This is a genomic window from Sphingomonas ginsengisoli An et al. 2013 (assembly GCF_009363895.1).
Lineage (GTDB): Bacteria > Pseudomonadota > Alphaproteobacteria > Sphingomonadales > Sphingomonadaceae > Sphingomicrobium > Sphingomicrobium ginsengisoli.
The window spans coordinates 32842-52200 of sequence record NZ_CP045434.1; the positions used below are offsets into that span (position 1 = coordinate 32842).

19 protein-coding genes and 1 other RNA gene are annotated in these 19359 nt (G+C 67.2%); 11 read left to right on the plus strand and 9 right to left on the minus strand.

Features of this window, described 5'->3' with window-relative positions; all coding sequences use genetic code 11:
- Nucleotides 1–10: 10 nt before the first annotated feature.
- Nucleotides 11–364: a response regulator gene (locus tag GCU42_RS00150; RefSeq protein WP_114228839.1), complete on the plus strand. Its 354-nt coding sequence runs from the start codon at nucleotides 11–13 to the stop codon at nucleotides 362–364.
- 3 nt (nucleotides 365–367) lie between these two features.
- Here GCU42_RS00150 and GCU42_RS00155 read toward each other — a convergent pair whose 3' ends face one another.
- On the minus strand, nucleotides 368–811 hold the full coding sequence (locus GCU42_RS00155; RefSeq protein WP_114228840.1) for a cytidine deaminase: 444 nt from the start codon (nucleotides 809–811) through the stop codon (nucleotides 368–370).
- Between the two features lie 27 nt (nucleotides 812–838).
- Between GCU42_RS00155 and GCU42_RS00160 the strand changes: the two genes are divergently transcribed.
- Together GCU42_RS00160 and GCU42_RS00165 are read left to right on the plus strand one after the other, a co-directional pair.
- On the plus strand, nucleotides 839–1576 hold the full coding sequence (locus tag GCU42_RS00160) for a queuosine precursor transporter (protein WP_114228841.1): 738 nt from the start codon (nucleotides 839–841) through the stop codon (nucleotides 1574–1576).
- The gene (locus tag GCU42_RS00165; protein WP_114228842.1) at nucleotides 1533–3224 is read left to right on the plus strand and encodes a bifunctional metallophosphatase/5'-nucleotidase; all 1692 of its coding nucleotides are present in this window, start codon (nucleotides 1533–1535) and stop codon (nucleotides 3222–3224) included. Before GCU42_RS00160 ends, GCU42_RS00165 begins: the two co-directional genes overlap by 44 nt.
- 95 nt (nucleotides 3225–3319) lie before the next feature.
- On the opposite strand, the gene GCU42_RS00170 is transcribed toward GCU42_RS00165, so the two are convergent.
- Nucleotides 3320–4777 carry an AMP nucleosidase gene (locus tag GCU42_RS00170; protein WP_114228843.1) on the minus strand — a complete coding sequence of 486 codons (1458 nt, stop codon included), beginning with the start codon at nucleotides 4775–4777 and terminating at the stop codon, nucleotides 3320–3322.
- A gap of 114 nt (nucleotides 4778–4891) precedes the next feature.
- Here GCU42_RS00170 and GCU42_RS00175 point away from each other — a divergent pair, with 114 nt between their 5' ends.
- Genes GCU42_RS00175 through GCU42_RS00190 form a run of 4 tightly spaced genes read left to right on the plus strand, consistent with a single transcriptional unit; the run spans nucleotide 4892 to nucleotide 8966 of the window.
- A complete protein-coding gene (locus GCU42_RS00175) occupies nucleotides 4892–5329 on the plus strand; it encodes a MarR family winged helix-turn-helix transcriptional regulator (RefSeq protein ID WP_114228844.1) in 438 nt (145 codons plus the stop codon).
- Complete coding sequence (locus tag GCU42_RS00180) at nucleotides 5326–6384, plus strand: HlyD family secretion protein (RefSeq protein ID WP_240309553.1); 1059 nt, start codon at nucleotides 5326–5328, stop codon at nucleotides 6382–6384. Before GCU42_RS00175 ends, GCU42_RS00180 begins: the two co-directional genes overlap by 4 nt.
- 13 nt (nucleotides 6385–6397) lie before the next feature.
- Entirely contained in the window at nucleotides 6398–7948 is a 1551-nt protein-coding gene (locus tag GCU42_RS00185) for a DHA2 family efflux MFS transporter permease subunit (RefSeq protein ID WP_114228845.1), read from the plus strand.
- A gap of 31 nt (nucleotides 7949–7979) precedes the next feature.
- Nucleotides 7980–8966 carry an aldo/keto reductase gene (locus GCU42_RS00190; protein WP_114228846.1) on the plus strand — a complete coding sequence of 329 codons (987 nt, stop codon included), beginning with the start codon at nucleotides 7980–7982 and terminating at the stop codon, nucleotides 8964–8966.
- On the opposite strand, the gene metC is transcribed toward GCU42_RS00190, so the two are convergent.
- Nucleotides 8963–10132 (minus strand): cystathionine beta-lyase, encoded by a 1170-nt coding sequence (gene metC / locus GCU42_RS00195; protein WP_114228847.1) that lies wholly within the window; start codon nucleotides 10130–10132, stop codon nucleotides 8963–8965. The genes GCU42_RS00190 and metC overlap by 4 nt on opposite strands.
- Nucleotides 10133–10157: 25 nt before the next feature.
- Entirely contained in the window at nucleotides 10158–11816 is a 1659-nt protein-coding gene (locus GCU42_RS00200) for a putative bifunctional diguanylate cyclase/phosphodiesterase (RefSeq protein ID WP_240309554.1), read from the minus strand.
- Between the two features lie 183 nt (nucleotides 11817–11999).
- On the opposite strand from GCU42_RS00200, the gene GCU42_RS00205 reads away from it, so the two are divergent.
- From GCU42_RS00205 to GCU42_RS00215, 3 genes are read left to right on the plus strand one after another with little or no spacing between them, the layout of a single operon-like run.
- Entirely contained in the window at nucleotides 12000–13331 is a 1332-nt protein-coding gene (locus GCU42_RS00205; RefSeq protein ID WP_152569399.1) for a L,D-transpeptidase family protein, read from the plus strand.
- A 31-nt stretch (nucleotides 13332–13362) separates the two neighbouring features.
- Nucleotides 13363–13779 (plus strand): SufE family protein, encoded by a 417-nt coding sequence (locus GCU42_RS00210; RefSeq protein WP_114228850.1) that lies wholly within the window; start codon nucleotides 13363–13365, stop codon nucleotides 13777–13779.
- Nucleotides 13776–14198 carry a PaaI family thioesterase gene (locus tag GCU42_RS00215; RefSeq protein ID WP_114228851.1) on the plus strand — a complete coding sequence of 141 codons (423 nt, stop codon included), beginning with the start codon at nucleotides 13776–13778 and terminating at the stop codon, nucleotides 14196–14198. Before GCU42_RS00210 ends, GCU42_RS00215 begins: the two co-directional genes overlap by 4 nt.
- Here the strand turns inward: GCU42_RS00215 and GCU42_RS00220 are convergent.
- From GCU42_RS00220 to GCU42_RS00235, 4 genes are all read right to left on the minus strand, one after another.
- Nucleotides 14195–14731, minus strand: a complete 537-nt coding sequence (locus GCU42_RS00220) for a J domain-containing protein (protein WP_114228852.1) — start codon at nucleotides 14729–14731, stop codon at nucleotides 14195–14197. The genes GCU42_RS00215 and GCU42_RS00220 overlap by 4 nt on opposite strands.
- Before the next feature lie 36 nt (nucleotides 14732–14767).
- Nucleotides 14768–15147, minus strand: an RNA gene (rnpB, locus tag GCU42_RS00225) — RNase P RNA component class A.
- A gap of 32 nt (nucleotides 15148–15179) precedes the next feature.
- On the minus strand, nucleotides 15180–15863 hold the full coding sequence (locus GCU42_RS00230; protein WP_114228853.1) for an N-acetylmuramoyl-L-alanine amidase: 684 nt from the start codon (nucleotides 15861–15863) through the stop codon (nucleotides 15180–15182).
- Nucleotides 15864–15915: 52 nt separating this feature from the next.
- Nucleotides 15916–16713 (minus strand): thioesterase family protein, encoded by a 798-nt coding sequence (locus GCU42_RS00235; RefSeq protein WP_114228854.1) that lies wholly within the window; start codon nucleotides 16711–16713, stop codon nucleotides 15916–15918.
- Nucleotides 16714–16864: 151 nt separating this feature from the next.
- Here GCU42_RS00235 and GCU42_RS00240 point away from each other — a divergent pair, with 151 nt between their 5' ends.
- The gene (locus GCU42_RS00240) at nucleotides 16865–18232 is read left to right on the plus strand and encodes a L,D-transpeptidase family protein (protein ID WP_114228855.1); all 1368 of its coding nucleotides are present in this window, start codon (nucleotides 16865–16867) and stop codon (nucleotides 18230–18232) included.
- A gap of 171 nt (nucleotides 18233–18403) precedes the next feature.
- On the opposite strand, the gene GCU42_RS00245 is transcribed toward GCU42_RS00240, so the two are convergent.
- Nucleotides 18404–19183: an outer membrane protein gene (locus GCU42_RS00245; RefSeq protein ID WP_168713088.1), complete on the minus strand. Its 780-nt coding sequence runs from the start codon at nucleotides 19181–19183 to the stop codon at nucleotides 18404–18406.
- Between the last annotated feature and the right edge of the window lie 176 nt (nucleotides 19184–19359).

The window sequence follows — 19359 nt, forward strand, 5'->3', positions numbered from 1 at the left end:
CACCCTTGCAGTGAGTACGGGGCGTGCCATTCTCGTCGTCGAAGACGAACCGCTGATCGCGATGATGCTCGAGGACTTCCTCGAGACGCTCGGTCATTCCATTCACGCAAGCTGCGACAGCGTGCGCGACGCACTGGTGCAGGCCGAGGCGGGTGGGTTCGATTGCGCGATCCTCGACGTCAATCTCAAGGGCGAAGCGGTCTGGCCGGTGGCGCAGATGCTGCAGGACAAGGGCGTCCCGTTCATCATCGCGACCGGCGGCCACGTCGAGCCGCCGCCGGCAGCGTTTGCCCAGGCGCCGATGCTCGAAAAGCCCTACACCATCGACCGCATCACCCCGGTGCTGGAGCAGGCGACCGCCTGACCGCTAGCCGGCGTCGGCGAGGTTGGCCGGGCCGAAGCCGTGGGGAATGAGCGCGTTGATGCGGTGCGCTTCGCGACGGCTTCCATCACCGCTGGCGCAAAGGATCTCGATGTCGGTGCCGCTTAGCTGAGCCGCCTCGAGGATCGCCTGGCGGCAACCGCCGCACGGCGTCACTACGCTGTCGCCCGCCAGTTGGCCGTCGGCCGCCGCGCCGCCCGCCACCACGATCCGGGCGATATTCTGAAGGCCGAAGGCGTGCTGCGCCGCGGTCAGCGCGCTCTGCTCAGCGCAGATGCCGAGGCGGTAGCAGGCGTTCTCGAGGTTGGCGCCGGTGACCTGATCCCCGGACGTGCTGACGATAACGCAGCCGACGTGGAAATGGGAATAAGGCGCGTAGGCCTTGAGGGCTGCTTGGCGCGCGGCGGCGATCAGTGCATCGTCGGTCATGAGGACTGTCTAGCGGATGCGGGACGAATGACCGAGGGGGTAAAGAAAGTCGCGGCCGACGCGCTCGAGGGGCGGCCGCTGCGCTTCTACGACGCCGCGATGGCAGCCTTCGTCACCATCCTGCTGCTCAGCAACGTGATCGGCGCGGGCAAGGTCGCGACCGTGACCCTGCCGTGGATCGGACCGTGGCCGTTCGGCGCTGGCATCCTCTTCTTTCCCTTATCCTACCTGCTCGGCAACGTGCTGACCGAGGTCTACGGCTATGCCCGCGCGCGGCGCTGCATCTGGGTCGGCACCGCGGCGCTGCTGTTCATGGTGTTCATGAGCTTCGTCGTGGTAGCGCTTCCGCCGAGCCCCGACTGGCATGGCCAGCCCGCCTATGAGCAGGTGTTCGGGCAGGTGCCGCGGATCGTGTTCGCCTCGATCGCTGCTTTCTGGGGCGGTGAGTTCGTCAACAGCTTCGTGCTGGCGCGAATGAAGCTGTGGACCGCGGGCCGCTACCTGTGGACGCGAACCATTGGTAGCACGGTGGTCGGGCAGGGCGTCGACAGCCTGCTCTTCTATCCGCTCGCCTTCTGGAACGTGCCGGGGTTCAGTCATCACCTCGTCATCACGCTGCTGTTGACGCAGTGGGCGCTCAAAGTGTCATGGGAGACATTGCTGACGCCGCTGACCTATATGGTCGTCGGCGGGCTCAAGCGTGCCGAGGGCCTCGATGTTTATGACGAACACACTGATTTCACGCCGTTCGCTGCTCGCGTGTAGCGCCGCGGCGCTGCTCGCCGCCTGCACCGCGACGCCGCGCCCGGTGGCGACGGCGCGCGGGCCGGTCGAGGTGCAGATCCTCGGGATCAACGACTTCCATGGGAATATTGAAACGCCGCCGGGCACCGTGACCTACGCGGGCCCGGGCGGGGTGAAAGCGACGGCGAGCCTCGGCGGCGCGGCGCGGCTGGCGGCTCAGCTGGCGCAGATGCGCGCCGGTCATCCGAGCGTTACCGTGGCCGCGGGAGATTTGATCAGCGCGTCGCCGCTGGCGTCGGCCTATTTCCTCGACGAACCTTCGATCAAGGCGATGAACATGGCCGGGCTCGCGCTCGCCTCGGTCGGCAACCACGAGTTCGACAAGGGCGCGAACGAATTGGTGCGGATGCAGAGTGGCGGATGCGCGAAATATACGACTCGCATCCCGTGCCGGCTCGAACCGTTCATGGGAGCGGATTTTACCTATCTTTCGGCCAACGTTTACGAGGCTGACGGTCGCCGGCTCTTCCCAGGCGTCGCTATCAAGATCGTCGGCCCCTTGAAAATCGGCTTCATCGGCATGACGCTGCGGGAGACGCAGACGCTGGTGACCCCGGCGGGTGTCGCTGGGCTGCGCTTTGCCGACGAAGCATCGACCGCGAACGCGCTGGTGCCGCAATTGAAGGCAGCCGGGGCCGACGTCATCGTGCTGCTGATCCACCAGGGCGGGCGGACTCCCGAGGTCTTCCGCACCAGCGACTGCAACGGCCTGTCGGGCGACCTGCTGCCGATCCTCGACAAGCTCGACTCGGCGGTGTCGGTCGTCGTCTCGGGCCACACCCACAACGCATATGCCTGCCATGTCACAAATGGCGGGACCGACCGGCTGCTGACCAGCGCGGGCAAGAACGGCTATTTCGTCACCGACATCCGCCTGACCTACGATCCGACCGCCAAGAGGCTGCTGGCGGCGCGCGCCGAGAATAAGCCCGTCGATGGGACTGCGACCGACCCGCAGGTCGCGGCGCTGGTCTCACGTTATGCCGCCGCGGCGCGGCCCGCGGCGCAGCGCGTCGTCGGCAAGCTCGGCGGCCCGGCGCTCAAGGACGAGCATGACGGCGAGAGCACCGCCGCGCGGCTCATCGCCGATGCCCAGCTCGGCGCCACCCGGGCGGCCAATCGCGGCGGGGCGCAGCTGAGCTTCATCAATGCCACCGGCGTGCGCACCGACCTCAAGCCCGCCGCGGACGGCACGGTCACCTACGGCGACATTTTCGCGCTGCAGCCGTTCGGCAACAATCTGGTGGTGAAGACGCTGACGGGCGCGCAGCTCAAGGCGCTGCTCGAACAGCAATTCGCCAAGGAGAATGGCCAGCCGCGGGTCAAGTCGCTGCTGGTGCCGTCGGCCGGCTTTGCCTTCGCCTATGACCTCAAGCGGCCGGCGGGGGACCGGATCACGCGTATCACGCTCGGCGGCCGGCCGATCGATCCGGCGACGCGCTACCGGGTGACGGTCAACAACTTCCTAGCGAGCGGCGGCGACGGCTTCTCGGTGTTCAACGCCGGCACCGACGCGTTCGACGCCGGGCTTGATCTCGATGCACTGGAGGCGTGGTTGGGGACCAATCCGGCGCTGCCGACGGACAAGCGGATCAGCGCCATACAATAATCGTCATTGCGAGCGCAGCGAAGCAATCCAGTCCTTCTCCTTCGGCGACGAGGTCGCTGGATTGCTTCGCCTGCGGCTCGCAATGACGAGAAATCTTACCGGAACGGCGGCTCGTCGAAGCTGCGCAGCTTGCGGCTATGGAGGGCGTCGCCTTCCTCGCGCAGCAATTCGAGGCTGGTGATGCCGATCCGCAGGTGCTGGCTGATGGCCCGCTCGTAAAAGGCGTTGGCCTGGCCGGGCAGCTTGAGCTCGCCGTGGAGCGGCTTGTCCGAGACGCACAGCAGCGTCCCGTAGGGAACGCGGAAGCGGTAGCCCTGGGCGGCGACGGTGGCCGATTCCATGTCGATCGCAACCGCCCGGCTCTGGTTGAAGCGGAGCGCGGACTGGGTGTAGCGCAGCTCCCAATTGCGGTCGTCGGTGGTGATCACCGTGCCGGTGCGAAGCCGCTTCTTGAGACTTTCCTCAGCCTCGCCAGTGACCTTGAGCGCCGCGCGATGCATCGCGGTCTGGACCTCGGCGATGGCGGGGATCGGGATTTCGATCGGCAGCACGTCGTCGAGCACATGGTCGTCGCGCAGATAAGCGTGGGCGAGGACGTAATCGCCGATCGTCTGGCTCGGACGCAGGCCGCCGCAATGGCCGATCATCAGCCATGCCTCGGGACGCAGCACCGCAATATGGTCGCAGATCGTCTTAGCGTTGCTCGGCCCGACGCCGATGTTGACGAGAGTGATGCCGTCGTCGCCATTGGGGCCGATCAGGTGATAGGCCGGCATCTGGAAGCGGCGCCAACTGCCCGAGGCGATTTCGGCCTCGGCATTGTCGAGCATCCCGCGCTCGTAGCGGCCGCCGGGCACCGACAGCCCCCGATATTCGGTATCGTTCTGGCGGAGCGTGTCGGCGGCATAGCGGACGAATTCATCGACGTAGCGGACGTAGTTGGTGAAGAGGATGTAGCGCTGGAAATGCGCCGGCGGGGTACCGGTATAGTGGCGCAGCCGGGCCAGGCTGAAGTCGGTGCGCGGGGCGTCGAACAGGGCGAGCGGGCGGCCGGCGTGGGCCGACAGGTCCCAGGTGCCGTCGGCGATCTCGTCGCCGATGTGAACGAGCTCGGTGGTCGGGAACCAGCGCCCGAGCTCGGCCGACTGGATGCCGCCGAGCTGGAGGTCGTCGCCCAGATCGAGGACGTAGGGGTAGGGTATTTCGCTCGCCGAGCGGCCGACCGAGATGTCGACCTGATAGTCGCGGATGAGATGCTCGAGCTGCCCGGTCAGATAGTCGCGGAACAGCGCCGGTCGGGCGATCGAGGCGACGTACAGGCCGGGCTGGTTCAATCGTGCGAAGGCGCGGTTGGGAAGCGGCGGCGCGCTGGCAGAATCATAGGCGATCCGAAGCTCGGGATAAGCGAAGCGACCGTTGGCGCGGGCGTCGGGATCGGGGCGGGCGCCGTCCTTCACGAAGGCGCCGATGGCGCGGCGCAGATTGCCGGCGGACTCGTCGTAGATCCGGGCAAGCTGATCGAGGATGTCGGGGATGTCGTCAATCTGGGTCATTGACGATGGGTCTCTGGCCCAGCCGGGCGCGACTGGCAAGCCCGGCGCGACGACGCGGAACCGCAGCGCTGCTCGACCGTTGATTTAATAAGCACACTTACTATATGCGAGAACATGGAAGAGCTACCGTGGGAAATCGGCGAAACGTCGCTGGCGCTGCGCCGGGCGTTCGACCGCAAGGCGTCCTCGCTCGGGGTGACTCGCGCGCAATGGCGCGTGCTGGCGCGGCTCGGCCGTGAGCCGGGCCTTCGCCAGGTCGAGTTGGCCGAACGAATGGATGTCGAGCCAATCACATTGTGCCGGATCGTCGACCGGTTGGAAGACGGCGGGCTGGTCGAGCGGCAGCGCGATCCGACCGACCGCCGCGCCTGGCGCCTGTTTCTGACCGCCAAGGCGGAACCAACCGTCGAGCGGCTGCATTCTCTCGCCGCTGACATGGCCACCGACGCGTTCGCCGGTCTCGACCAATCCACCATCGCCGCCGTCCGCGCCGCTTTGGCGCGGGTGCGCGAGAATGTTTCCGCTTCGCCCAAGGGAAGGGCAACCGCATGAACAAGATGAATAGCGAAGCGCTCAGCGGTGAAGAAGTCACCGGCGAAGAGCTGCAGGAGACCGTCAAGCCGAAGCGCAACTGGCTGCGCCTCGTGCTGATGTTTGTCGTCCCCGCGCTGCTGCTGGGCGTCGGCGGCTATTGGTGGCTGACCAGCGGCAAGTCGGTCTCGACCGACAATGCCGCGGTGAAGCAGGACGTGACGTCGGTCGGCGCGCAGGTCACCGGCCCGATTTCCGAGGTCTTGGTGCGCGAAGGCGACCAGGTGAAGGCTGGGCAGATCCTGTTCCGGATCGATCCGGCGCCCTATCGCGTCGCGCTCGCGCAGGCCGAAGCGCAGCTGGCAGCCGCGCGGCTCGCGGAAACGCAGGTCGTGACCCAGGCCGCCGGAACCGGCGCCGACATCGTCGGTGCGCAGAACCAGCTGGCGATCGCCCAGCGCGCGCTCGACCGTCAGGCGCAATTGCTCAAGCAGGGTTTCACCACGCGCGTCAGCTATGACGAGAAGCTCGCCGACGTCCGCAATGCAGAGACTGCGCTGGCCGACGCCCGCGCCCGCGCCGCCAATGCGCGTGCCGCGGTTGCGCCAGGTGGTGAGCAGCCGAGCGAGGCGGCCGCCCGCGCGGCGATCGCCAAGGCGCAGCTCGACCTTAGCCGCACAGACGTTCGAGCTCCCGTGGCGGGCACGATCGCCAACGCCGACCGTCTGCTGGTCGGTCAGCAGGCGGTCCCCGGGATTGGCATGCTGAGCCTGGTCGGCGGCCAGCCGGCGTGGGTCGAGGCGAACTTCAAGGAGAAGGACCTCGCCCGCATGGTCCCCGGTCAGCGCGCCGAGATTGCCATCGACGCCTATCCCGGCCGTAAATGGGCCGCGCACGTGTGGAGCGTCGGCGCCGGCACCGGCAGCGAGTTCGCCATCCTTCCCGCCCAGAATGCCAACGGCAACTGGGTCAAGGTGACGCAGCGCGTGCCCGTCCGGCTAAAGTTCGACCAGAAGCCCGACAAGCCGATGATCGCCGGCCTTTCGTCCGACGTCACCGTCTACTTCGGCAACTAGGGGAGCGGTCCGCATGGCCGAGGCGGCCGCTCCATCCACCAGTACCGTGCTGCCTCCGGGCGAGCGCGCGCTGGTCACCATCGCGGTGATGCTCGCGGTGTTGATGCAGGTGCTCGACACCACCATCGCCAACGTCGCGCTGCCGCACATGCAGGCCAGCCTCGGCGCGACCCAGGACAGCATCAATTGGGTGCTGACCAGCTACATCGTCGCCAGCGCGATCGCGATCCCGATCGCCGGCTGGCTGAGCGAATATATCGGGCGCAAGCGGCTGATGCTGCTGGCGGTGGTCGGCTTCACCATCTCGTCGCTGTTGTGCGCGATCGCCACCTCGCTGCCGGAGATGGTGCTGTTCCGCCTGCTCCAGGGCGTCAGCGGCGCCTTCCTCGTGCCGCTCGCCCAGGCCACGATGTTCGACATCAACCCGCCCGAGCGCCACGGCCAGGCGATGGCGCTGTTCGGCGGCGGCATCATGATCGGACCGATCCTCGGGCCCGTCCTCGGCGGCTGGCTGACTGACAGCTTCGACTGGCGCTGGGTGTTCCTCGTCAATCTGCCGGTCGGCATCCTCGCCGCGCTGATGCTGTGGCGGACGATGCCGTCGACCAAGCCGTTCAAGCGGCGGATCGACCTCGCCGGCTTCTTCATGATCGCCATCGCGATCGGCTCGCTCCAATTGTTCCTCGACCGCGGCGAGACCAACGACTGGTTCCAGAGCTGGGAAGTGACCATCGAGGCCGGGCTTGCGATCGGCTTCTTCTGGATGTTCGTCGTCCACACCATCACCGGGCGCGAGCCGATCTTCGAGCGGTCGATGTTCACCGACCGCAACTTCGCGACCGGCCTCCTCTTCATGGCGGTGACCGGCATCCTGCTGCTCGCCGGCCTCGCGTTGCTCCCGCCGCTGCTCCAGCAGCTCTACGGTTACTCGGTCCTCCAGTCGGGCTTCCTGACGGCGCCGCGCGGGGTGGGAACGCTCATCTCGATGCTGCTCGCGGGCAGGCTGATCGGCAAGGTCGACATGCGCTTCGTGATCGCTAGCGGAATCGCGCTGATGGGCATCAGCCTGTGGATGATGACCCGCTTCGCGCTCGACCAGCCGGCCAACCCGGTGGTCTGGAGCGGGCTCGTGCAGGGCCTTGGCCTCGGCATGATCTTCGTGCCGCTGCAGACGCTCGCCTTCGCGACACTGGCGCCGCGGCTGCGGACCAACGCCGCCAGCCTGCTCAACCTTGCTCGCAATATCGGCGGCTCGGTCGGCATCGCCGTGGTCAGCTCCGAACTGGTGCGCAACACACAGACCTCGCATGCCGATATGGCCAGCCACGTCACCGAGAGTGTCATTCCGACCTTGGGCGGCGGCGTGCTAGAGCAGATCGGCAGCCAGGGCGATGTCGCGCTGGCAGTAATCAATGCCGAGGTCACCCGGCAGGCGCTGTTCATCGCCTACCTCGACGACTTCAAGCTCATGATGATCGTCACCTTCGCCGCGCTGCCGCTGATCCTCTTCATGAAGAAGGCGAAGCCGCAGGCTGGCGGCGGGCAGCCGGTCCACATGGACTGATCGACCGACCCAATTTTCAGGAGTGAAAACAATGCATCGTCGCCGTCTCGGCCCCAGCGGGCCCGAAGTCTCCGCCATCGGTCTCGGCTGCATGGGGATGAGCGAATTCTATGGCGCCGGCGATGAAGCCGAGAGCATCGCTACCATCCACCTCGCGCTCGAGCGCGGGGTCGACTTCCTCGACACGGCCGACATGTACGGGCCGTTCACCAACGAAAAACTGGTCGGCAAGGCGATCGCCGATCGCCGCGACCGGGTCTTTCTCGCGACCAAGTTTGGCAATGTCCGCGGCGAGAAGGGTGAGTTCCTCGGCGTCCGCGGCGATCCCGACTATGTTCGCTCCGCCTGCGAGGCGAGCCTGAAGCGGCTCGGGGTCGAGACGATCGACCTGTATTACCAGCACCGCGTCGACCGGAACGTGCCGATCGAGGAGACGGTCGGCGCGATGGCGCGGCTCAAGGAGGAGGGGAAGATCCGCTTCCTCGGGCTCAGCGAAGCGGCGCCCGCGACCATCCGCAAGGCGCACGGCGTGCACCCGATCACCGCGCTGCAGACCGAATATTCGCTGTGGAGCCGTGACGCCGAGGACGAGATCCTGCCGACGGTGCGCGAACTAGGCATCGGCTACGTCGCTTACTCACCGCTCGGGCGTGGCTTTCTCACCGGGCAGATCACCAGGCCCGAGGATTTTCCCGAAGACGATTTCCGTCGCTTCCACCCGCGTTTCGTTGGCGAGAACTTCGCGAGGAACATCGCGCTGGTCCACGAGCTCGAGCGGCTGGCCGCCGACAAGGGCTGCAGCGCGGCGCAGCTGGCGCTGGCGTGGGTGCTGTCGCGCGGGCAGGACATCGTCCCGATCCCCGGGACCAAGCACCGCAAATATCTCGAGCAGAATATCGCTGCGACCGAGCTTTCACTGAGTGAAGACGAACTTCAACGGCTCGACGAGATCCTGCCGCCCGGCGCCGCGGCAGGCGCGCGCTATCACGAGCGCGGGATGGAAACCGTCAACGGCTAGAGTCTGGCGGAGGCTCGGGCGAGGTCGGCGATCAGGTCGACCGGCTCCTCAAGCCCGATGTGCAGCCGGATGGCGGGTCCGCTCAGCGCGTCGCCGAGGCTGCGCAGGCCCTTCAATTCGACCGGGCAGACCAGGCTCTCATAGCCGCCCCAGCTGTAGCCGAGCCCGAACAGGGTCAGCGCTTCGATCAGCGTGTCGCGCTCGGCGCGGGTCGCGTCGAGCACGATGCTGAACAGACCGGTGGCGCCGCGATAATGGCTGAAATGCTCATGCCCCGGACAAGAGGGCAATGCTGGGTGAAGCACGCGGGTGACTCGCGGCTGCTTGGCCAGCCAGCGCGCGATGGCCAGCCCGTTCGCTTCGTGGCGGCGCAGGCGGACGTCGAGCGTGCGGAGGCCGCGAAGTGCCAGCCAAGCGTCATCGGGACTGACCGCGACCCCCCACTGCCGCACTGCCTTGTCGAGTTGGGCAAACCGCTCGGGCGAGGCACTCACCGCGCCGAGCATCACGTCTGAATGGCCGCCGATATGTTTGGTGCAGGCGGTGATCGCGAGGTCGATGCCGCTGGCGATCGCGGGAAAGAACAGGCTGGTCGCCCAGCTGTTGTCGAGCAGGGTGACGAGCCCGAGGTCGTGCGCGGCGGCGGCAAGGCCGGGGACGTCCTGCACCTCGAAGGTGAGGGAGGCGGGGCTTTCGAGGAACAGCGCGCGTGTCCGAGGCGTGACCCGCTCACGCAATTCATCCGGTGTCAGGCTCGGCGAGTAATAATGCGTTGCGACGCCCATCCGTTTGAGCTCGCCGTCGCAGAAATGGCGTGTCGGCCCATAAACGCTGTCGACCATCAGCAGTTCGTCGCCCGGCCCGAGGCAACTGGTCAGCGCCATCGCGCAGGCGGCGGCGCCCGAGGGAAACAGGAGGGTGCCCGCCGCGCCGGGCTCGAGCGCGGTCAGCGCCTCGGCCAGCGCCCACTGGCTGGCGGTGCCGTTGCGCCCGTAGCTGTAGCGGCCGTCCTTCGGCGGGTAGGATGCGCGCAGATCGGCGAGATCGTCGAACAGCACGGTCGAGGTCCGCTCGACCGGCACGTTGACAAGCTTGCCGCGCCATTCGCGCTTGCGGCCGGCATGGACGAGGCGGGTAAGGGGGGATTGCTCAGGATCGTCGCTCATCGCTGCCCAGCCTAGGCCGAGGCGGTCAGCGGCTCAACGGCTTGCGGCGGCGGCTGCGCCAATAGTCGAGCGCGGCCTGCTCGCTCAGTGGCTTCGCGTAATAGAAACCCTGGCCGAGATCGCAGCCGAGCGCGCCGAGCGTCGCCGCCAGCTCGCGGGTTTCGATCCCCTCGGCGGTGGTCTTCATGTTGAGCGCTTCGGCCAGGCTCAGCACCGCGCGGACGATCGCCACACTGTCGGGATCGACCATCAGAGCAGAGACGAAACTGCGGTCGATCTTGAGCACGTCGATCGGCAGTCGCTGGAGGTAAGCGAGGCTTGAATAGCCGGTGCCGAAATCGTCCATCGCGAGGGTCGTATCGAGGCTTTTCAAGGCGTCGAATACGCGGGTCGCGCGGCCAGGATCCTGAACGATGCAGCTCTCGGTCAGCTCGAGGCTCAGGCGATCTCCGCCGATCCGCGCGCTGCGCAGGGCGTCGTCGACGACCTTGGCAACGTCGTCGCGGGCAATCTGGATGGCCGACAGGTTGACGCCGAGCTTGACCGGCAGTTTCTCGCCGGCGGCGACGTCCCATTGGGCAAGGCTGGCGGCGGCGCGGTGCATTGCCCAGCGTCCGAGCGACAGGATCAGCCCGCTTTCCTCGGCGACGGGGATGAATTCGTTGGGACTGATCTCACCGCGATCGGGGTGGTTCCAGCGGGCCAGCGCTTCGAACCCGGCCACCTCGCCGGTGCGCATGTCGACCAGCGGCTGGTAGGCGAGGTCGAGTTGATCGCGGTCGAGCGCGCGGCGCAGCTCGGTCTCGATCGAGAAGCGGCGGCGGGCGGCGCTGGCCTCGCCCGGTTCGTAGATTTCGGGCTTGCCGCTCGCCTTGGCCTGCTTGCAGGCGAACTGGGCGTTGCGGAATAGTTCCTCGGTGTCGGTGCCGGCCGTGAACAAGGCGACGCCGATCGCGCATTCGACCCGGATTTCGAGTTCGGACAAACGAAAAGGCGCCGACAGCGTCTCGAGGATGCGGTCAGCCGCCCGGTTGGCGTCGGCGATGCCGCGACGAAGTGCGACGATGATCCCGAACTCATTGCCGCCAGTCCGCGCCAGCCGGTCGCCGGCCCGCAGCGCCGAGATCAGTCGGCGCGCGAACGTGATCAGCAACTCGTCGCCGGCGAGGCTGCCCATGCTCTCGTTGATGCGACTGAAGCGCGCGAGGTCGACCACCAGCACGGCGTGCCCGCCGCGCCCGTCGCCCTTGTCGAGCGTGGCCGCCTCGATCATCTCGGTGAAGGCGACGCGGTTGGGCAGCCCGGTCAGGCTGTCGCGCAGCATCTCCTCGCGAAGCGAGCGCTCGGTGCGGACTTCAGTGGTGCGATCGACCACGGACAAAAGAGCTCGGCTCGGACTGCCGGGCGGGGTGGGCAGGCGGGCGAGGCGCAGACGGTAATGGCGGGTTTCGAGCCCCCAACCATCGCGAAAATCGAGTTCGTCGTGCTTGTCGCCGTTGAACCAGCCCTGCAAATGATCGTGAAGCAGGCCGTCGCGCAAACAGCTCTCGGTGACCTTGTCGAAGCCCGGGACGGTCGATTGGGCGACCGCGCTTTCGAACTTTCCGTTGAACGAGCCGAGATCGAGCATGCCGTCGGTCCCGCGGCTGATCACCGCGGCGGCGATCGGCAGCGCGTCGAGCAACGCACGATCTTCCGCCGTCGCCAGCGAAGACGCAGAATACTGAGCCTCGGGTCGAGGCCGGCGCGTGGCGGCAGATGCCATGCAGCGAGCTATGGCGATAAGGCGTTAATTGTGTGTTGCTGTAAACGCGGATGAATCGCGCCGTTCGCGTGTGGTTCAGATGGCGCGGCGCAAGCCGGTGGGATGATGCGACAGGGGAACGGCTTCATTTTGGCAGCATTGCTGCTGGCGGCGACGCCGGTCGGCGCGGCCGTCCAGGCGCCCCCCACCGACCCCTATTCGCTGCCAAAAGGCGGCGAGCAGGGTCTCGACATGGCGGTGGTCGACGAGGACGCGCTGCCCAAGGAGCCCGAGCAGGTGGCCGACGAACTGCGCGATGCGAGCCTCGACGAGCAGTGGAGCGGCGCGCCGGTCGACCTGATGCGCCCGGTCAATCCGCTCTACACCGATCTGCGCCGGGCGCTGGTTCGCTATCAGCTCGAATGGGCCGGGTTGCCTTGTCTGCTCATCCCCGAGAGCGGTCCCCCGCTGGTCAAGGGCGCGAGCAACGAGCGGGTGACCGCGCTGCGGACGAGGCTGGGGCTCGGCGCGCCGGACCCGCTGCTGCCTGCCGGGTTCGACAGCGCGCTCGAGACCAAGATCAAGGCGTTCCAAGCGGCACACGGCCTTCCCGCCGACGGCAAGGCGGACGCCGAGACCATCCGGGCGCTCAATCGCGGGCCCGACTTCTACCAGCAGCGGATCCTGCTCAACATGGAGCGGGCGCGGCGGCTGCCGGCGCCGGGGACCGCCAACGCCCGCAAATATATCCTTGTCGACGCGGCGGCCGCGCGGTTGTGGATGATGGAGGACGGCAAGGTCGCCGGAACGATGAAGGTGGTGGTCGGCACCACCGCCTCGCCGACCCCGATGATGGCCGCGCTGATGCGCTACGCCAACGTGAATCCCTATTGGAACATTCCGCCCGACCTCGTCCGCAAGTCGATCGCGCCGGCGGTGCTCGCCCAGGGGCCGGCCTATCTCAAGGCCAAGCGCTACGAGGTGCTCGATAGCTGGGAAGACGATGCCAAGGTCGTCGATCCGACGACGATCGATTGGCGGGCGGTGGCGGCGGGGGCGACCGAGCAGCGCGTCCGCCAGCTTCCCGGCGCGGGCAACTTCATGGGCGAGATCAAGTTCATGCTGCCCAACAACTACGGCATCTATCTCCACGATACGCCCGCCAAGGCGCTGTTCGGTCAGGACGAGCGCCACCGGTCGAACGGCTGCGTGCGGCTCGAGGACGCGCGGGCGCTTGCTAAATGGGTATTCGGTGACATGCCGCGGGCCACGTCTCCTGATGCCGAGCAACGGGTCGAGCTGGCGGAGCCGCTGCCGGTCTACATCACCTATCTCACCGCGGGCATCGCGCCCGACGGCAAGCTTGCCTTCGCGCCCGACACCTACGGACGCGACCAGCGGCTGCTGGCGCGGTTCGATCCGCTCGGACCGCTGACCAGCGGCGGGGGCAGATGACGGCGCCGTGTGCGCGGGCTATCGGGCACGGGTGACCGAACTTTCCACCCTTGCCGCCATCTACGACGATTACGAATTGCTCGATGCCGAGGAGCGCTACCGGCTGCTGATCGAACTGGGCAAGTTGCTCGAGCCGATGCCCGAGGTGCTCAAGACCGACGCGACCAGGGTGCGCGGCTGCTCGGCCTCGGTATGGGTCTATCCGACCCGGCGCGAGGACGGTCGCCTCCATTTCCTCGCCGACAGCAACGCCGCGATCACCAAGGGGATTGTCGCGCTGGTGCTGGCGGCGGTGCAGGACCGCGCACCGGCCGAGATCGCCGCGACGGACATCGCGGCTGAGCTGGCGCCGTTCGAGCTTGGCCGCCAACTCTCGTCCAATCGGACCCAGGGCATCCCCAACATGATCGCGCTGGTCCGCGAAACCGCTGAGCGTCTGGCGGCGTGAGCGGCGGGTTCGATCCCGAGAGTTTCTTCCGGCTGGCGCGCACGGTCGGGCATGGCCGCGCGCTCGGACTGGGCTATCGCGCCCACGGCGACGATTGGGTCGAACTGGCGCTTCCTTGGCGCGAGGAACTGGTCGGCGTGCCCGAGACGGGCGTGCTGGCGACCGGCGTGATTGTCAGCCTGCTCGACACCTGCGCGGGAACGTCGGTGTGGTGCAAGCTCGGCCGGTTTCGCCCGGCAGCGACGCTGGATCTCCGGATCGACTACCTCCGCCCAGCGCTGCGCGGCGAGGAGATGATCGCGCATTGCGAATGCTACAAGATCACGCGCAAGGTCGCCTTCGTGCGCGGGATTGCGCATGGTGGTGATGCAGCGCGGCCGGTGGCGCACATGGCCGCCACCTTCATGCTGATGGACTAGGCCGCGGCCGAGCGCCGCTCTTCGGCCTTGCGCAGCACGTCATAGGCCGCCTGCACCTTTTGGAAGGTCGCGGCGGCGGCCTCGTCGCCCTGATTGACGTCGGGGTGGTTCTCCTTCGCCAGCCGGCGATAGGCGGCCTTGACGTGGTCGAACGTCGCATCGCTTTCGAGGTCGAGCGTTTCCAGCGCGCGCATCTCGTCGCGTGAGCGGCTGCCGTCGCCCGGGCCGCCCCAGCTCCAGTGCGCGCTGCTGCGAAAGCCGTTGGCTTGCGACCGCTCGGCGCGCTCGCGATCGGCGGCTTCGCCGGCGCCAAGATTGGCGAAATAATCCCAGTTCTTGTTATATTCGGCCGCGTGACCCTCGCAGAAGTACCAGCGGTCCGGTGTGTTGGGCGCCTTGGGGGCAGGGCGGTCGCCGGGCAGGTCGCAACCCTCGCGGTCGCATAGCCGCACCCGCGCCGCCTCGCGCCCCTTGGCGCCATACGAGCGCCAGCGCGGAAAGCCCCAGTCGTCGGATCGGGTCGAGCGTGCCATTCACGTCCTAACTAGTGAAGCTCGCATCGGGATGCGAGTGCCAGAGGGCCTGTAAGCCGGGTTCTGTCCGCTACCGTGAAGGCAGCTGGGCGACCATTCCTCTAGGCCCGTCCTTGCGGAGGGGCTCAAGCGACCAACCCGGGCGGCGAGCCGGAACAGGCTCATGCGCCGCCCCTATTCGGTCTTGCACCCGGTGGGGTTTGCCATGCCGGTTCCGTTGCCGGTCCCGCGGTGCGCTCTTACCGCACCCTTTCTCCCTTGCCGCCCCGAAGAGCGGTGGTTTGCTTTCTGTGGCACTATCCCTGACCCCTTGCCGAAAGGCGCGGGGCCGCCGGGCGTTACCCGGCACCGTCGTTCCGTGGAGCCCGGACTTTCCTCGGCGCACCGAAGTGCGACGCGGCCGCCCAGCCCTCTGGCGTGACGGCCCTAGCCTAGTTTATCGCGCTCGTCACATCTCGCCCATCGGGCGAGGAAGGAGCAGCGCAAGCAGCTTGGCGCGGCACTCGCCATCGACAATCCCGTCGATCCGGTCCGGGCGGAAGCGACGCTGGAACGCGACAGTCGCCTTCCACGGGTCGGTCACGTCGTAACCGAACCGCTCAAGCGCCAGATGGAAGGCGGCGTCCGACCAATAGGGATCAATCAGATTGCGGGTCGGGCTGGGCAGCGCCAGCCGCCGCTTCGCCAGTGCCGCCCACGGGAACAGCTCGCCCGGATCTTCCTTGCGGGTCGGGGCGATGTCGGAATGGCCGACGACGTTGCCGCGGCCGATCCCGTAGCGATCCTTCAGTTCGGCGACGAGCGGGATCAGCGCCGCAATCTGCTCGTCGGGAAAGTCGCGATAGCCGAACTCGTGCCCCGGATTGACGATCTCGATCCCGATCGAGGCCGAATTGATGTCGCGCACCCCGCGCCAGTAACTTTTGCCCGCGTGCCACGCGCGGCGATCGTCCTCGACCAGCCGATAGATGCTGCCGTCCTCGTCGATGCAATAGTGCGACGACACCTTGGCCTCGGGCGAGGTCAGCCGGTCGAGCGCGCCCTGGCAATCGGGCATGCCGGTGTAGTGAAGCACGATCATCGACACGGGCAGGGCCCGCTCGTCATGGTTGGGCGAGGGCAGGTCGATCATGGACACGAGTGGGAAAGGGCCATGCCGCGGCGCGGCGGTCAAGCCGTCGGGACTAAACGAAGATCGCGACCGTCTGGCGGGCGGCGAACAGGCGGCGACCGTTTGCATCCCACAGGGTCATGGCCTGGCGCGAATAGCCATCGGCGCTGTCCTCGGCCGCCGAGCGCTGGAGGAACCAGGCGTCGGCGTCGGGCGGCAACGCATCGACCTCGATGCTCCAGGTCATCGAGGAGATCACCGCGGGTCTGGGGAAGCTGACCATCGCTGCCGGCGGGAGCGCATCGGCCAGCGCGATCAGCCCGGTCAGCGGCTCGACTTCCTGGCTGCGGGCAAACCGTGTCCAGCAGGTGAATTCGGGTTCCCCGCCGCCGAGCGGGCGGTTGCCTGCCGCGAGCCGCATTTCGAAGTTGCGCGCGAAATCCGGACCCGGCGCGCCGCCGAACAGGGCCGGGCAGTCGGCGGGAGCGGGGACTGCGGGGGCGGCGGTCGCGGGATGATGCACGGCGCTGTCGCGTGGCGCGCCGCACGAAAACAGGCACTCGGCGGCAGGGCCGGCCTCGCCGGTGACGCTGACCTGGACGAAGGCGGCCGAGCGGCCTTGGCGGATGAGCCGGGGAGTGATGGTGAGCGAGCCGGCGGCGGGGCCGACGAACGCCACTTGCGCCGAGCGCAGCGGCGGAAGGCCTGGAAAGGCCCGCGCCGCCATCGCCCACGCCAGCGCCGCGGTCATTCCGCCGTAAAGCGTTCGCCCCTGCGCCCAGCTCAGCGGCGCCTCGCCGACCCAGTCACCCGCCGAGGGCGTGAACTGCTCGAGAACGGCGCCGAGCACGGGGTGATCGCTTGCGGTCATCGCGTCGCCCTAGCCCAGCGGGCTCGAAACGCCAGTGGGCGTGGCCTTTGAGTCACGCTGACCACTCACCTTCTCCGCGCGGGGCACGGTTCACTTGCCCGACAGGGCCCAGCGCCTAGATGAGACCACAATAGTTGCGGTTGCCGAGGTCATGCCTGTGAACAAGTTCCTGCTTACCGTCAGTCTTGCCAGCCTGGTCGCGGTGCCCGGCGTCGCAGAGGCCAGACGTCAACCGCCGCCCCCGCCACCGGCGCCGGTGCGGATCGCGCCGACCGACCCGATCGAGCTCTATTATTACCAGCATGGCGACGCACCGATTTGGACGCGTTCGTCCGACACCAAGGCGGCCTTGCCAGTGCTCACGGGCATTCTGCGCCGAGCCCGGATCGAGGGTCTGAACGACGGGCCGCAACTGGCCGATGCGATCGACGCGGCGATGCAGCGTGCTGCGGCGAGCAATTCGCCGGCCGACAATCAGGCGCTCGAATATACCGCCAGCCGCGGTCTCGTTGCCTATGTTTCGCTGATCAAGAAGGCGCCGGCGGGGATGCTGTTCGGCTATTCCTACCTCGCCCCGCAGGGCGGTCGCCCGGACCAGATCCTGCTGACCGCGGCCGCCTCGCCAAGCCTCACCCAATATCTTCAGAAGGCGAGCAGCCCCAACCCGACCTACGCCTCGCTGCGCGACGCCGGGTGGAAGGCGATGCAGGCCAATCCGTCGGGTCCGATCGACCCGCGCCTCCTCTCCAACCTCGAGCGCGCGCGCGTGCTCCCCGCCGGCGGTCGCTACATCCTGGTCAACAGCGCCGAGGCGAAATTGACCATGTTCGACAACGGCCAACCGGTCGGCAGCATGAAGACCGTCGTCGGCATGACCAAATTCCCCGACGGCAAGCCCAACTACCTGCCGACCCCGATGATCGCGAGCGTCATCTATTACGTCACGTTCAACCCCTACTGGAACGTGCCCCAGAATCTGATCCTCAAGAATATCGGTCACAAGGCGCGCGACCAGGGCGAGCCCTACCTCAAGGCCCAGGGATTCCAGGTGATCAGCGACTGGAGCGAGAATGCGACGGTCGTGCCCTACGCCGACATCGACTGGAAGGCGGTCGCGGCGGGGACCAAGACGATCCGCATCCGCGAATTGCCGGGCAAATTGAATTCGATGGGTCGCTACAAGTTCAACTTCCGCAACTCGGAGGATATCTACCTACACGACACCCCGATGCGCGAATATTTCAGCCGCGACGTTCGGACGTTGTCGAACGGTTGCATCCGGCTCGAGGACGCCAAGCGCCTGGCCGGCTGGCTGCTCGGCCGCGACCCGACCCCGCCGAACGACCAGCCCGAGCAGCACGTCCAGATCCCGGCCGGGGTTCCGGTCTACGTCACCTATCTGACCGCCAAGGTCGGACCCGACGGCCAACTGGCCTATTCGGACGATTATTACGGCTGGGACGGCAATCCGCAGAAGCAGCTGGCGGTGACCGGAACCGGGGTCTCCCGTTCCGAATAAGCCGCTTGAATAAGCGATTGGGCAAGCCGCTCCGGGAAACCGGGGCGGCTTTTCTTTTGCCTAGCGTGGGCAAATGCGACGGACACCAAAAAGCCCGCGGAGGTTTCCCCCCGCGGGCTGATTGGTTGCTGCCTGATCCATCGCCGAAGCGATGGATCGAGCCGCTTCGGCTTAGCCGCGCTCGGGAGCGGGCGGCGGCGGCGGCGGCGGCGGCGGAGCCGGGCACGCGTCGGTCGCCAGGATCACCGAACCGTCCGGGCAGGTCTGCGTCGCCGGAGGCGGCGGAGGCGGCGGGGGCGGAGGCGGCGGCGGCGGCGGCGGCGGGGGCGGCGGGGCCGCGAAGTTAAAGATCAGCGACGCCATCAGCGAGTGCGTGCGGAGGTGACCGCGGAACTCGTTGGTTGCCGAGCCGATCAGGAAATCGTCACGGAACTTCTTGGCGTTGAAGAAGCGATACTTCAGGCCGAGGTCGATGTTCGCGGTGACCGGAACGCGGAAGCCCGCGACGGCCTGATAAGCGAACCCGCTCTTGCTGATGCCGAAGTCGGTGGTCGACGCGGCGTTGTCGGCGTAGTTGATCTTGACGCGGGCAATACCCGCACCAGCACCGACGAAGCCCTGGATGCCGTCGTCGTCACCGAAGTCGAGCAGCGCATTACCCATCAGCGAGAGAACGCTGGTGTGGCCATTGGCGTTGAGCGTGGTGACGGTCGCCGGGATGTAGGTCCCGCGATAGTCGTCATGCGCAGCGCGCTTGTAGCCGGCTTCGGCTTCGATACGGAGCATACCGAAGTCGTAGCCGGCGATGGCGTCGACGTCGTAGCCGGTCGAGTGGTTGATGACGATGGCATCGGCAGTGGTGGTGCCGCCGACGACGCGGTTGAGGTGAGTATCCTCAACAATCATGCCGCCGCCTTCGATGCCGATGTACGGAGAGTGATCGCGGGCCATTGCTGGCGTCGCGATTGCGGCGGCTGCAACAGCCGCCAGGAGGTAATTGCGCATGCGTTCCCCTTTTCACGTTGGATGGCGCCCCTAACCTCTAGAACAGGTGCCGAGTTGCCGTCTAGGCGCGCTTTGGCAGGGTTGTGACGAAAGCGTGGCATCCATGTCACACTTCGCTCGTT

Coding starts and splice junctions, on each gene's coding strand:
- GCU42_RS00155 (WP_114228840.1), bottom strand. CDS start 811: ATGACCGACGATGCACTGATCGCCGCCGCGCGCCAAGCAGCCCTCAAG.
- GCU42_RS00160 (WP_114228841.1), top strand. CDS start 839: ATGACCGAGGGGGTAAAGAAAGTCGCGGCCGACGCGCTCGAGGGGCGG.
- GCU42_RS00165 (WP_114228842.1), top strand. CDS start 1,533: ATGACGAACACACTGATTTCACGCCGTTCGCTGCTCGCGTGTAGCGCC.
- GCU42_RS00170 (WP_114228843.1), bottom strand. CDS start 4,777: ATGACCCAGATTGACGACATCCCCGACATCCTCGATCAGCTTGCCCGG.
- GCU42_RS00175 (WP_114228844.1), top strand. CDS start 4,892: ATGGAAGAGCTACCGTGGGAAATCGGCGAAACGTCGCTGGCGCTGCGC.
- GCU42_RS00180 (WP_240309553.1), top strand. CDS start 5,326: ATGAACAAGATGAATAGCGAAGCGCTCAGCGGTGAAGAAGTCACCGGC.
- GCU42_RS00185 (WP_114228845.1), top strand. CDS start 6,398: ATGGCCGAGGCGGCCGCTCCATCCACCAGTACCGTGCTGCCTCCGGGC.
- GCU42_RS00190 (WP_114228846.1), top strand. CDS start 7,980: ATGCATCGTCGCCGTCTCGGCCCCAGCGGGCCCGAAGTCTCCGCCATC.
- metC (WP_114228847.1), bottom strand. CDS start 10,132: ATGAGCGACGATCCTGAGCAATCCCCCCTTACCCGCCTCGTCCATGCC.
- GCU42_RS00205 (WP_152569399.1), top strand. CDS start 12,000: ATGATGCGACAGGGGAACGGCTTCATTTTGGCAGCATTGCTGCTGGCG.
- GCU42_RS00220 (WP_114228852.1), bottom strand. CDS start 14,731: ATGGCACGCTCGACCCGATCCGACGACTGGGGCTTTCCGCGCTGGCGC.
- GCU42_RS00230 (WP_114228853.1), bottom strand. CDS start 15,863: ATGATCGACCTGCCCTCGCCCAACCATGACGAGCGGGCCCTGCCCGTG.
- GCU42_RS00235 (WP_114228854.1), bottom strand. CDS start 16,713: ATGACCGCAAGCGATCACCCCGTGCTCGGCGCCGTTCTCGAGCAGTTC.
- GCU42_RS00240 (WP_114228855.1), top strand. CDS start 16,865: ATGCCTGTGAACAAGTTCCTGCTTACCGTCAGTCTTGCCAGCCTGGTC.
- GCU42_RS00245 (WP_168713088.1), bottom strand. CDS start 19,183: ATGGCCCGCGATCACTCTCCGTACATCGGCATCGAAGGCGGCGGCATG.